The sequence below is a fragment of the Micromonospora sp. NPDC093243 genome, from assembly GCF_044753725.1.
Lineage (GTDB): Bacteria > Actinomycetota > Actinomycetes > Mycobacteriales > Micromonosporaceae > Micromonospora.
Map to the genome: position 1 here is coordinate 829,976 of NZ_JBIVNT010000001.1, position 13,437 is coordinate 843,412.

Below are 13,437 nucleotides of genomic sequence, written 5' to 3' on the forward strand. Positions count from 1 at the left end.
GTGGGCGACGTACCGACGCTCGCACCCCCGGATGCCGCGGCAGCATGTCCCGGACCGGGACGGGCTCCGGCCCGGCGGATTCCGCCGGGCCGGAGCGTGGTGCTGGTAACGGGTGTGCGGATCAGCTCGTCCGCACCGAGCCGTTGACCTTGCTGTCCCGGATGGTCGCGCCGATGGCGTCCACCGAGCCGTTCACCCGGCTCTCCACGATCGACACCACCGAGGCGCCGCTCGCGTGCAGCGAACCGTTGAGGGTCGAGTTGAAGACGATCAGGCCGGCGCCCGGAGCGACCTTGATCGCACCGTTGACGCTCGCCCCGTCCAGGCAGGTGACGCCGGACGTGATGTTGAGGCTGCCGTTGCGCCGCTCACGCAGGATGGTGGTGCAGGCCGGGTAGCTGGGCTGCGTCTGCACGTTCAGCTCAGCGAAGGCCACCGCCCGGGCGTTGTTCGTGCGCGGGTCGTCCAGCTTGAGGACGTCGAAACCCTTCTGGATGTCGTTCGAGTAGATGTAGCCGTTGTGGTAGTACGTCGACCACGCCCCACCGAGGACGCGGCGGGTGTCCGACAGCGGACCCCGCTCCCAGTAGGCGATCTCGACCGGGTTCGCGGAGTCGGTGAAGTCGATCACCGAGACACCGCCCTGGTACCAGGCCTGGACCATGATGTCGCGGCCCATCGCCGGGATCAGCGAGCCGTTGTGCGCCACGCAGTTCTCCAGCGTGGTGTTCAACCGCGGGATCTTGAAGTAGCCCTTGAAGACCAGCTCACGGTCCGCGCCGGAACCGACGATGTCGTAGATCCCGTTCGCGCCCTGGTTGGCCCGGTAGCCGCTGGTGCAGATCGCGCCGCTGCCGCCGCCGAGTTCGTCGGTGAAGACGACCTTGGTGCCGGCGTTGTTGAACGTGGCCGAGTGCCAGAACGCGAAGTTGGTGTCCCGAACCTGGCTCAGGATCACCGGGTTCTCCCGGTCGGAGATGTCCATCAGGACGCCGTCACCCATGCAGGCGCCGGCGGCCAGGTCCAGCTCCGGGTAGGCGGTGATGTCGTGGCAGCCACTGGTGGAGGTGGCGCCGGCGGTCTGCGGGAAGAGGACCGGCGTGGCCACCACGGCGGCGTCGGTCGGGCTGCCCAACGGCACCTTGATGATCGAGATCTTGTCGTGCGGCGGCTTGCAGTAGAACGCGTTGTTCGACGGACCGTACGACTGGACGTAGACGTAGACGCTCTTGCCGTCCTTGCTCGGCACCAGCGTCTGGGTGTGCGAACCGCAGTCGGTGCGGACCGCCTTGATGTACCGCGGGTTCGCCTTGTCGCTGATGTCGAAGATCCGGACGCCCTCCCAGGAGCTCGCCTGGGCCGAGGAACCACTCGCGCTGTTGCACGAGTCGTCACTGCGGGGCGCGTCGACGGCGAGGAACAGCAGGTTGCCGAAGACGGTCGGGTCGCCCTGGGAGCCGGGGCAGACCACCTGGCTGGTCACCTGGGGCGAGCTGGGGTCGGTGATGTCGAAGACGTTGAAGCCCTCGTAGTTGCCGGCGAAGGCGTAGTTGCCCTGGAACGCCAGATCCGAGTTGTACGCGCCCTCGCTGGCGAACCCGCCGAACTTCGGGATGTTGGCGATCTGCCGGATGTTGGCGCTGCTGGAGATCTCGTCGACGCCCGGGATCGCGTCGGCGGCGGACACGTCGTTGGCCGCCTCCTCCGCGATGCAGTACTCGGCGAAGTTGTCGCCGGAGGCGCGGAACGATTCACAGTTGTCGGTGCTCTGCGTCGAGTCGACGGCACCGCTCGCCGGGGCGGCAACCGCCACGACGGCTGCGAGGAGGAGGGCACCGCCGGCGGCCAGGCCGACGGCCCGCCTTCGGCTCCCTCGTGGATTGGGTTGAGACATGTAGCGACACCCTTCGTCATGGGTGAGCAGGAGGTAGCCGGAACATATCCCTGATCCGACACTCAGCCGACGCGGGTTTAGATCACGGTTCGGCCAATGGCCGAGAATTACCTCGGTCCAAACAACCGCAGGTCAGGCAATCGAACCTTTTCGCTACCGGTGATCTTGCCGGCACAGGTGAGCCCCGGGATACCATCCCGCCAATCCAGGCGTACGGCGGGAGTCGAGTTGTGCTGAGTGGATGGTTCCGGGCGCTTTCCCGGCAGTCGAGGGCGATTGTGCTGATCGAGCTGGCCGTACTGACGGTCCTGGCTCTCGGGGCGGCGGTGACCGTCGCGCTGCCCGACGGTGACTCGCGGCCGACGGCGCAGGCGAAGCCGCCGCAGCCTCTCGACCTGCCCGGCCTGCCGGACGCCACCGCGCCGGTGCTGATGCCGGGGCGGCCCGGCGAATCCGCGCGGAGCCGCCCGGCGAACGAGGCGTCGCCCGCGCCGCGCCCGTCGTACAACAACGCCGACATCCGCTTCGTCACCAAGATGATCCCGCACCACGAGCAGGCGCTCGTGATGGCCCGGCTGGTCGCCGACCGGTGCGAGAACCCGCAGTTCAGGATCATCGCCGACCGGATCCTGGCGGCCCAGGAACCGGAGATCAAGACGCTGGAGACCTGGCTGACGGACCGGGGCCTGCCGCGCGACCCCGGTACCGAGCACCAGCACACCATGGGTGGAATGCAGTCGGCGGACGCGCTGAACCGCCTCACCGCCCTGCGCGGCGTCGAGTTCGACCGGTTGTTCGTCAGCATGATGACCGAGCACCATCAGGGCGCCATCGACATGGCGGACGAGGTGCTGGCGCTCGGTGTCGACAACCTCATCAACGAGATGGCCAGCAGCGTCGTCGTGGAGCAGGGGGCCGAGATCAACCGGATGCGCCAGACGCTGGGCGACGCGAAGTAGCGCCCTCGGCAGGAGCCAGGCAGGGCATGAGCGCGGGCGCCGCACCGGGGACGAACCCGGATGCGACGCCCGCTACCCCATGGCCCCGCCCGTGGCGCCAGCTCCGTTGCCACCGGCGGGATCGTTCAGCGAGCGGTCGCGTACGTGGCGCAACCGATCAGCTCGAGCGACACCTGGAGCCGCTCGAGGCTGATGTTCTTGGCGATGGTGTCCTCCGGCGTGTGGTACGGCGGCTCCAGCAGCGCCGGGGTCTCCTCACCGCGCCACGAGAAGTTGGCACTGGCGATACCGACCTCCTGGAAGGCCTGGTGGTCGCTGGAGCCGCGCTGCGTCACCGGCGAGATCCGCGGGTCGTAGCCGAGGCGGCCGGCGGCGGCCGCGACCTCGTCGGTGGCCCGGTTGGACTGGCCGGTGAACGAGAGCAGCCAGTAGCGGGTCGCCGGGTCCCAGCTGGTGGCGACCATGTCGTTCTGGTACACCGCGAGGATCCGGTCCCGTTCCGCCTGCGGAAGCTGCCGTACGTGATGGCGCGCGCCGAGCAGGCCCTGCTCCTCGGAGCCCCACAGGGCGAATCGGAGGGTGGCCTCGACCGGGATCGCGCGTAGGACCCGGGCCAACTCGAGGCAGAGCACCGTGCCGGAGCCGTCGTCGTTGGCACCGGGTGCGCCGATGACCGTGTCGTAGTGGGCGCTGACCATCACCACCGGCCCACCGGCACCGGAGCGCCCGACCCGCTCGGCGATGACGTTGTTCGAGGTCAGACCGCGGTGGGCGACGGTGGAGATGGTGAGCGTGAGCCGACCGGTGGCGAGCAGGCCACGCAGCCGCTCCTTCTGCGCCTGGGCGACCCCGACCACCGGAATCGGCACCGGCGAGCTGGCCGAACCCGGCAGCGTCGGCGAGAACGCCGCGGTCCGCCGGGGCGGTACGCCGTCGGCCGCGAGGAACACGACGGCGGCCGCCCCACGGGTCAGCGCGGCGGCGACCAGTTGCTCGCGCCGCGCAGCCACGTAGTCGACCAGCACGATGCGGCCGGTCACGTCGGCGGGGTAGTTTTCCGCCGCGCCCGCGCCCACGTCCACCACGTCGCCGGCGACCGTGGTGTCCAGCGCGGCGTGCGGTGAGGCACCGGCCTGCCAGTTCAGGTCGGTGGGCAGTCCGGCCGGCGAGGCGAGCTGGGCGAGGAACTTGTCCGCCACGGCGAACGGTTCCAGCCGGACGTCATAGCCGAGGTGGTCGAGCTTCTTGGCGATGTAGTCGGCGGCGCGGCGCTCGGAGGCGGTCCCGCCGATGCGCGGCCCGATCTCTTCACTGAGCACACGCAGGTGGGACAGCGCCCGCTCGGCTGAGACCTGAGCGATGACCTTGCGGTCGTCGGGGGTGAGCGCCGGCGGACGGTGGGCGCCGGGGCGCTGCTCGGTCGCCGCCCATGCCGGCGCGGGAAGGGCCACGGTGGCGGCGCCACCGAGGGCGATGGTCAACATGCGTCGTCGGTTCGCGGTGGAGCTGGCCAGGTCGGTAGCGGACGTGTCGGTAGCGGACGTAGCGGGATGGCCGCCGTGGGTCATGGCTCCTCCTGATCTTTGGCGAGCCCGGCCGACCGGTGGGTGACCGAGCCCACAGAAATTTGAACCTATCCACTTCTTCGCGCTCTCTCCAAGATCCGTTCGGCGGTCGTCCGAGGGCCGTGCAGTCGCCCCTGACCAGGCCGGCCGGCCAGGTCCGGGGGCGAGGGCCGGTGCCGGTGTGGCCGCGCGGCGCCCGATCAGGCGGATGACCGCCAGTGGAAGGGACGCGGCCCGCTTCGGTCCAACGTGTACCGCCGAGCCGATTCGTCGGATGTATTGCACCGGCCGGCGGGCCAACTCGGCACTGGCGGCACAAGATTGTCGAACCAGAGGGATTGACCCAAAAAGACGTCCGATGTTAACTGCATATCAACGATGTGGGTCGATGTTTACCTGGCCGTCGGTTCAACCGACGTCGGTGGGCACCGTCCCAGATCCGTCTCGACGTCGCCCGCGTTTCGGCGGACGCGGGCAGACCGGGGCATCTCCCCGGGGCGCGAGACATCATCCGCACGGACGATCCAGAGGAGATCGTGTCGATGAAGGTGAGAACGCCGCTGCGTATCGCGCTCGCCGTCCTGCTCGCCGGTGGCGCCGTCGCCGTCGGGTCGGGCGGACCGGCCGCCGCAGCACCGACGGACGCCGCATTCAACGCCGGCACCGGGACGCTGAACGTCAACCGGGCCGCCTACCTGGCCAAGCACGACATCGTCTACAACCGACCGAACACCAACCCGCTGCACGGCCTCACCGTCGGCAACGGCCGCACCGGCGCCATGGCCTGGAACGCCAACGGCCTGAGCATGCAGGTCTCCGGCGTGGACCTGGCCCAGCAGTCGACCTACGCCGCCGGCCTGGTCAACCTCTACAGCAATCCGCAGCTCGACACCGGGTACACCACGTTCCAGCAGCGACTCTCGCTCTACGACGGGACGCTGACCACGAGGTACGACAACAACCGCACGGTCACCGTCATGGGCGCGCCCAACTCCGAGGTGATGGGCATCCACGTCGAGGACAGCCGTCCCGGGGTCACCAGTGTCGGCCTCGACCTGAGCCTCTGGGACATGAACAGCGTCCAGAACATCGCCGACGTCCCGGACCTCAACACCTGGCGGACGGTCTCCACCTTCGCCGACGCCAGCGGCGTCGGGTTGAGCCGTGGACAGACCGACGCGAACAACTTCGGGTACACCCTGGCGGCCACGGTCGAGGGAGCGTCCTACACCGCCCAGGTGGTCAACAGCACCCGGGTCCGGCTGACCATCACCCCCACGTCGAGCTACACCGTCTGGTTCACCGCGGCCAGCCGGATCAACTCGCCCGGGCTCAACTCGGTGACCCAGGCGAAGAACCAGCTCGCGACGGTCAAGAGCGCCGGCTACGCCACCACGCTGAACAACTACCGCACCTGGTGGCACGACTTCTGGGCCAAGTCGTTCGTCCAGTACTCCAACGCCGGCGGCGACGCCGACTACCTGGAGAACGTCTACTACCTGGCGACCTACATGATCGCCGCGGGCGGCTACGGCAACTATCCGCTGCACTTCATCAACGGGGTCTTCCGGGCCACCCAGGACAACTCCAAGTGGAGCAACGGGTACTGGTACTGGAACCAGCGTGACGTCTACAACTCGTTCCTGGCCAGCAACCACGTCGACCTGATGGCCGGCTTCAACCGGCTCTACAGCCGCAACCTCCCGGCGCTGAAGTCGTACACCACCACCCGCTACGGCAGCGACGGGCTCTGGGTGCCGGAGACGATGGGCTGGGACGGCAACGCCCGGGGCACCGTCAACAGCGACTACGTCAACGACCTCTACTCGACCGGCACCGAGGCCGCCTACAACATGTACCTGCAGTACCGGTACACCAACGACGAGGCGTACCTGCGCAACACCGCCTACCCGTACATGCGCGAGGCGGTGAAGTTCTACGAGGACATGCTGGACCGCGACGGCGCCACCGGCCGGTGGTACATGGCCAACTCGAACGCGCACGAGACGTACTGGGACGTCCGCAACGCCATCACCGACCTGGCCGCGGTGCGGCTGCTCTTCCCGCTCGCCATCCAGGTGAGCCAACAGCTCGGGCTCGACGCCGGGCTGCGGGCCAACTGGCAGAACATCGTGAACAACCTGGCCCCTTACCAGGTCCAGAACGGGGCGTACCTGCCGCACGATCCGCCGATCTCCCAGACCCGCAACAACGAGAACGTGGCGCTGGAACTGGTCTGGCCCTACGACCAGACCGGCATCGGCTACCCCGACCAGCAGACCGCGATCAACACCTGGAACGTACGCCCGCACCCGTACGGCAACGTCTGGTCCAACGACCACGTGCACGCCGCCCGGCTCGGCCTCGGCAACCAGGCGTTCCAGGGCATGCGGACGATGCTGCAGAAGTACCAGAACTACCCGAACGGAATGACCAACAACACCAACGGCGTCTTCGAGTACCTCGGCATCCACCTGGCGGCGATGAACGAGTCGCTGATGCAGTCGTACAACGACAAGATCCGGGTCTTTCCGGCCGTGCCGACCGACTCCAGCTTCGTCGGCAAGTTCACCCTGCTGGCCAAGGACGGGTTCCTGGTCAGCTCGGAGCGGGAGGCCGGCGAGGTCAAGTACGTCGGTCTGCGCAGCCTGCACGGCAAGCAGGCCCGTGTGGTGAACCCGTGGGGCGGCCAGGAGGTACGGGTCCGCCGCGCCTCCGACAACGCCGTGCTGACCACCACCTCGGCCGCCGAGATCACCTTCGCCACCGCGGCGAACACGGTGTACGTCGTGGAGCGCACCGCGAAGCCGCTGTCGACGTACGCCGTCACCACCCTCACCGGAACCGCCAACCAGGGCGAGAAGGCGCTGTCGGGCACCGCGTCGACGCTCGGCCTGGGCGGTCTCGGCGGCGGCGGCCTGGTCAACGACACGATGTTGACCTACGACGCCAACTGGCACCACACCACCGCCCGGGGGTACGGCGACTACAACGACGACACCCACCACAGCACCACCGTCGGCGCCGCCGCCAGCTACACCTTCACCGGCACCGGAGTGGAGTACCTCTCCGAGCGGTTCAGCGACATGGGCAACGTCGACGTCTACCTGGACAACGTCCTCCAGGCCAACGTCAACCTCTACGTCGCCGGCCCCCGCCAGGCCCAGCAGGTCGTGTTCCGCCGCACCGGCCTGACCAACGGCACGCACACCATCCGCATCGTCAACAAGAGCACCTCGGTGGGCATGGTGGACGCGATCCGGGTCCTCACCGGCGGCAGCCCACCGACTGGCGGGGCGGTCGCGCTACGGGCCCAGGCCAACGGCCGGTACGTCTCCGCCACCAACGGTGGCGCGGGCAACCTGGTGGCCAGCGCCGCCGCGATCGGCGGCTCGGAGCAGTTCGACCAGGTCGACCTCGGCGGCGGCAACGTCGGCCTGCGGGCCCGGGTGAACAACCAGTTCGTCTGTGCCGAGAACGCCGGCGCCAACCCACTGGTGGCCAACCGGGCGGCGGCGGGATCGTGGGAGACCTTCGCCCTGGTCCGCAACTCGGACGGCTCGGTCAGCCTGCGGGCGACGGTGAACAACAAGTACGTGGTCGCCGAGAACGCCGGGGCCGAGGCACTGATCGCGAACCGGGACGCGATCGGCCCCTGGGAGAAGTTCGACCTCGTTCCCGCCTGACGCCAGAGCCGGCGGGCCGGACCGGGCCCGCCGGCCGGCATCTCCGTGTCCCCCTGTCGAGCCGGGCGTCGGCGGCCCGGCTCGACCTGACCTCACCCTTCCCCGGGGTGTGCGTACACCCGCCGGTGCCGCACGCCCGACTGGTTCGGCCGTCCCCGTCCCCCGAACACCGGAGAACGCCATGATCCGCAAACCGCGTCCGCGCCTCGTCGCGGCCGTCGTCCTGGCCACCCTCGCCGGCCTGCTGCCGATTCTCATCGGCGTCACCACCGCCGCCCCGCCGGCGATGGCGGCGCCGCCCCCGACCAACCAGTTCGAGAAGGTCAAGCTCGACGGCGGGCTCTCCATGGGGGAGCCGATCGAGCTGTCCGTCCTGCCCGACGGCAAGGTGCTCTACATCAACCGGGGCACCAGTTCCGGCGGTGGGCAGGTCCGCCTCTACAACCCGACCAACCGCACCACCACTGTCGCGCTGACCCTGCAGCTCGACGCCCGGTTCGAGGACGGTTTGATCGGCATCACCCTGCACCCGAGGTTCGCCTCGAACCGCTGGGTGTACCTGTTCTACTCGCCGGTCGCGACGCCGCTGGTGAACCGGATCTCGCGGTTCACCTTCAACCCGAGCACCCTGGTGCTCGACCCGGCGAGCGAGACGAGACTCATCGAGTGGCCGACCGAACGGCGGCTGTGCTGCCACTCGGCCGGCTCGATGGCCTGGGACAGCAACGAGAACCTCTACTTCGCCGTCGGCGACAACACCAACTCCGGCGGCGACTCGGCGGGCATGGCCCCGATCGACGAGCGGACCAGCCGCGACGCGCAGTACGACGCACAGCGCACCTCGGGCAACACCAACGACCTGCGGGGAAAGATCAACCGCATCCACCCGGAGGACAACGGCACGTACACGGTCCCGGCGGGCAACCTCTTCGCACCCGGCACCAGCGGCACCCGCCCGGAGGTCTACGTCATGGGCCTGCGTAACCCGTACCGGGTGTGGGTCGACAAGAAGAACGGCAACACCCTCTACTGGGGTGAGGTCGGGCCGGACGCGGGCGCGACCATTCCCAACCGGGGACCGGCGGCGTACGACGAGTGGAACCGGGCCACCGCACCGGGCAACCACGGCTGGCCCTACTGCGGCGGGCCCAACGTCGCATACAACGACTGGGACTTCGCCGCCAACGCGCCGCGCGGCTGGTTCCCCTGCGGCGGCAGCACCGGCCCGGTGAACAACTCGCCGCGCAACACCGGGCTGCAGCAGCTGCCGCCGACCCGGGGCGCGCTGGTCTGGGAGCAGCACGGCGGCAGCCGGGAGTGGCCGGCCCTGGACAACCCGGGTGGCTGCGGCTCACCCAACCACGCCGAGGTCTACCACTACGACCCCAACCTGAACTCCGAGGTGAAGTGGCCGCAGTACTACGACAACAAGCTGATCATCACGGAGTACTGCCGTAACTGGATCAAGGAGGTCCAGTTCGACAACGGCAACGCGCGCACCGGCAATCCGACGGTCATCGAGCCGGTGCTGGCCGGCATGTCGTTCGTGCACCCGATCGACATGGAGTTCGGCCCGGACGGCTCGCTCTACCTGCTGGAGTACGGCAACGGCTACTTCTCCGGCGACGCCGCCGCCGGCCTCTACAAAATCAACTACGTCGCGGGCGGCCGGTCGCCGACCGCGGTCGCCTCGGCCACGCCGGACAACGGGCTCAGCCCGCTGACGGTCAGCTTCTCCAGCGCCGGCAGCAGTGACCCGGACGGCGACCCGCTGACCTACGCCTGGGACTTCGACAGCAACGGCACCGTCGACTCCACCGCCGCGAACCCCACCTACACGTACGCCAGCAACGGCGACAAGCGGGCTCGGCTCACCGTCTCCGACGGCACCGGCCGGTCCGGCACGACGCAGATCGCCGTCGTGGTGGGCAACAACCGGCCCACCGTCGCCCTGAACGGGCTGCCCAACGGTGGCCTGTTCTCCTGGGACGAGAACCTGACCGCCACCGGCAGCGCCACCGACGCGCAGGACGGCACCATCCCCTGCGCGAACGTGGTGATCCGGGCGGCCCTGGGTCACCAGGAGCACGCCCACGAGGAGGGTCAGGGCACCGGCTGTGGCTTCACCGTCAACACCGGACCGGTGCACGCCGGGCCAGACTCGGTGCTCTTCTTCCTGCTGCGGGCCGGCTACACCGACCGGGGCGCCGCCGGCTCCGTGCCGCTGACCGCGGAGAAGGACGTCACGCTCTGGCCCAAGCAGTGGCAGGCCGAGCACTACGTCTCGCTGCACGGCCCCCAGGTGATCAATGCCAGCGGCGCCGAGGGCGGCCGCCGGCTCGGTGACATCCAGAACGGCGAGTACGTCCGGCACCACGCGGTGAGCCTGAAGGGCATCACCGGGGTCCGGGCCAGGGTCTCGTCGGACAAGGCCGGCAACGTCGTCTCCTTCCGGTACGACTCACCCACCGGTCCCGAGGTCGCCCGGGTCACCGTGCCCAACACCGGCGGCTGGGACAACTACACCGAGGTCAGCGCCACGGTCACCAAGCCCGACGACAACACCCACGACCTCTACGTCGTCTTCACCGGTGGCACCGGCGGGGCGCTGCTCGACCTGGACAGCTACACGTTCACCGGCGTCGGGGTGAGCACCCCGGTCGGCGGCACCCGCACCGGCCCGCTCCGGGGCATGGGCAAGTGCGTCGACGTCAACGCCGGCGGCACCGCCGACGGCACCCGCGTCCAGATGTGGGACTGCATCGCCGGGGCCACCAACCAGCAGTGGACGCTGCCCGGCGACGGCACCATCCGCAGCCTGGGCAAGTGCCTGGACGTCCAGTCCAGCGGCACCACCAACGGCACGCCGATCCACCTGTGGACCTGCAACGGCACGGGGGCCCAGCAGTGGGTCTCCGGCCCCAACGGCAGCCTGCGCAACCCGCAGGCCAACAGGTGTCTCGACATTCCCTCCTCCAACCCGAGCAACGGCCGGCAGCTGCAGATCTACGACTGCAACGGCACCGCGGCGCAGAACTGGACGCTGCCCTGACCCGACCGACCCCATCCGCCGGCGCCCTGCCGGCACCGGACGAGTACCCGGGAGCCGTTCGCACCGACGGACGGCCCCCGGGCCCGACCCCAGCAAGGAGCCCCCACATGCGCAGACGCGCCATCATCGCGACGGCCGCGGCCGTGGTCGCCGGACTCGCCGTCGCCGCCGGTGCGGCGACGGTGACCCCGACCCCGGCCGAGGCCGCACCGCTGAGCAAGGTGCTGGTCTTCTCCAAGACCGCCGGATTCCGGCACTCCTCCATCCCCAACGGCATCGCCGCGATCCAGCAGCTCGGCGCGACGAACGGTTTCACCGTGACCGCCACCGAGGACGCGACCGCCTTCAGCACCGCCAACCTCGCCCAGTACCAGGCGGTGGTCTTCCTCAGCACCACCGGCGACGTGCTCAACGCCGGGCAGCAAAGCGCCTTCGAGGCGTACCTGGCCGCCGGCGGCGGCTTCGTCGGGGTGCACGCCGCCGCCGACACCGAGTACGACTGGCCCTGGTACGGCGGTCTGGTCGGCGGGTACTTCGCCTCGCACCCGGCGACCCAGCAGGCCACCATCCGCGTCGAGGACCGGGCCAACCCGTCCACCGCGCACCTGCCGTCGACCTGGACGCGCACCGACGAGTGGTACAACTACCGGACCAATCCCCGCTCGGCGGTCAAGGTGCTGGCCAGCCTCGACGAGTCGTCGTACAGCGGCGGGTCGATGGGTGGCGACCACCCGATCACCTGGTGCCACAGCTACGGCGGCGGACGCGCCTGGTACACGGGCCTCGGTCACACCGAGCAGAGCTACAGCGACCCGAACTTCACCCGGATGCTGCTCGGCGGGATCCAGGTGGCCGGCGGCGCCGCCTCGGCCGACTGCCGGCCGGAGCCCGGCTACACGCCGATCTTCGACGGCACCCAGGCCAGTCTCGCCCAGTGGCGGCAGGCCGGGCCGGGTGGCTTCACGCTGGCCGACGGCACGCTGACCTCGTACGGCGGGATGGGGCTGCTCTGGTACCCGGTGCGCACCTTCGGCAACTACTCGCTCAAGGTCGACTGGATGATGCCGGGCGACGACAACGGCGGGGTCTTCATCGGGTTCCCCGATCCGCAGGGCGACCCGTGGGCCCCGGTCGACGCCGGCCACGAGATCCAGATCGACGCCACCGACGCCGATCCGGCGCGCACCACCGGCAGCGTCTACAGCTTCCAGGCGCCGAACCAGGCCGCCCGGGCGGCGGCGCTCAACCCGCCCGGCTCCTGGAACACCTACGAGATCGGCGTGCACGGCCAACGGGTCGAGATCTGGCTGAACGGCGTGAAGATCAACGACTACGTCAGCAGCCGGGCCATCGCCAACGGATACATCGGGTTGCAGAACGACGGCGCCGGTCTCGACATCAACTACCGCAACGTACGGATCAAGACCGACGGTCCGAGCGAGCCGCCCGCCACCGACCTGGCCCGGGGCCGGCCGGCCATCGCGTCCAGTGTGGAGGCCGGCAGCGGGCACGTGGCCGGCAACGCGGTGGACGGCAACCCGGCAACCCGCTGGGGCAGCGCCTACGCCGACCCGCAGTGGCTCTCGATCGACCTCGGCGCCACGTACGCGATCAACCGGGTCCGGCTGGCCTGGGAGACGGCGCACGCGCGGGCGTACCAGGTGCAGGTGTCCTCGGACAACGCCACCTGGTCGCCGGTCTACAGCACGACCACCGGCGACGGCGGCGTCGACGACCTCACGGTCGCCGGGACCGGCCGCTACCTGCGGGTGCACGGCAGCCAACGGGCCACCCAGTGGGGCTACTCGCTGTGGGACGTCAACGTCTACGGCACCGCGTCCGGCGGCACCCTGCTCTCCCGGGGCCGGCCGGTGACGGCGTCCAGCGTGGAGACCGGCAGCGGGCACGTGCCGGGCAACGCGGTGGACGGCAACCCGGCAACCCGCTGGGGCAGCGCCTACGCCGACCCGCAGTGGATCTCCGTGGACCTCGGCGCGTCCCGCGCCCTGAACCGGGTCCGGTTGACCTGGGAGGCGGCGTACGCGCGGGCGTACCAGGTGCAGGTGTCCTCGGACAACCTCACCTGGTCGCCGGTGCACACCACGACCACCGGCGACGGCGGCGTCGACGACATCGCGATCTCGGCCACCGGCCGATACCTGCGCGTGCACGGCACCCAGCGCGCCCTGCCCGCGTACGGCTACTCGCTGTGGGAGCTGGAGGTCCACGGCAGCTGACCCCGGTCCACCGGCCCGGTTCGTCCCGTCCCACCTCTTCGTCC

General features: G+C 69.8%; 6 protein-coding genes. 4 read left to right on the forward strand and 2 right to left on the reverse strand.

The window, feature by feature from the left end:
- Positions 1-121: 121 nt before the first annotated feature.
- A complete protein-coding gene (locus ACIP9D_RS03760; RefSeq protein ID WP_400449266.1) occupies positions 122-1,894 on the reverse strand; it encodes an LVIVD repeat-containing protein in 1,773 nt (590 codons plus the stop codon).
- Positions 1,895-2,172: 278 nt separating this feature from the next.
- Here ACIP9D_RS03760 and ACIP9D_RS03765 point away from each other — a divergent pair, with 278 nt between their 5' ends.
- A complete protein-coding gene (locus tag ACIP9D_RS03765; RefSeq protein WP_350870670.1) occupies positions 2,173-2,853 on the forward strand; it encodes a DUF305 domain-containing protein in 681 nt (226 codons plus the stop codon).
- Between the two features lie 125 nt (positions 2,854-2,978).
- Here the strand turns inward: ACIP9D_RS03765 and ACIP9D_RS03770 are convergent, their stop codons facing one another.
- A complete protein-coding gene (locus ACIP9D_RS03770) occupies positions 2,979-4,337 on the reverse strand; it encodes a M28 family peptidase (RefSeq protein WP_350870673.1) in 1,359 nt (452 codons plus the stop codon).
- 623 nt (positions 4,338-4,960) lie between these two features.
- Here ACIP9D_RS03770 and ACIP9D_RS03775 point away from each other — a divergent pair.
- The 3 genes from ACIP9D_RS03775 (at position 4,961) to ACIP9D_RS03785 (ending at position 13,393) form a co-directional block, all read left to right on the forward strand.
- The gene (locus ACIP9D_RS03775) at positions 4,961-8,104 is read left to right on the forward strand and encodes a glycosyl hydrolase family 95 catalytic domain-containing protein (RefSeq protein ID WP_350870676.1); all 3,144 of its coding nucleotides are present in this window, start codon (positions 4,961-4,963) and stop codon (positions 8,102-8,104) included.
- Positions 8,105-8,285: 181 nt separating this feature from the next.
- Positions 8,286-11,156, forward strand: coding sequence for a ricin-type beta-trefoil lectin domain protein (locus ACIP9D_RS03780; RefSeq protein WP_350870679.1), 2,871 nt, complete (start codon positions 8,286-8,288; stop codon positions 11,154-11,156).
- A 107-nt stretch (positions 11,157-11,263) separates the two neighbouring features.
- On the forward strand, positions 11,264-13,393 hold the full coding sequence (locus tag ACIP9D_RS03785; RefSeq protein WP_350870681.1) for a ThuA domain-containing protein: 2,130 nt from the start codon (positions 11,264-11,266) through the stop codon (positions 13,391-13,393).
- Positions 13,394-13,437: the final 44 nt, after the last annotated feature.

Coding starts and splice junctions, on each gene's coding strand:
- ACIP9D_RS03760 (WP_400449266.1), bottom strand. CDS start 1,894: ATGTCTCAACCCAATCCACGAGGGAGCCGAAGGCGGGCCGTCGGCCTG.
- ACIP9D_RS03770 (WP_350870673.1), bottom strand. CDS start 4,337: ATGTTGACCATCGCCCTCGGTGGCGCCGCCACCGTGGCCCTTCCCGCG.
- ACIP9D_RS03775 (WP_350870676.1), top strand. CDS start 4,961: ATGAAGGTGAGAACGCCGCTGCGTATCGCGCTCGCCGTCCTGCTCGCC.
- ACIP9D_RS03780 (WP_350870679.1), top strand. CDS start 8,286: ATGATCCGCAAACCGCGTCCGCGCCTCGTCGCGGCCGTCGTCCTGGCC.
- ACIP9D_RS03785 (WP_350870681.1), top strand. CDS start 11,264: ATGCGCAGACGCGCCATCATCGCGACGGCCGCGGCCGTGGTCGCCGGA.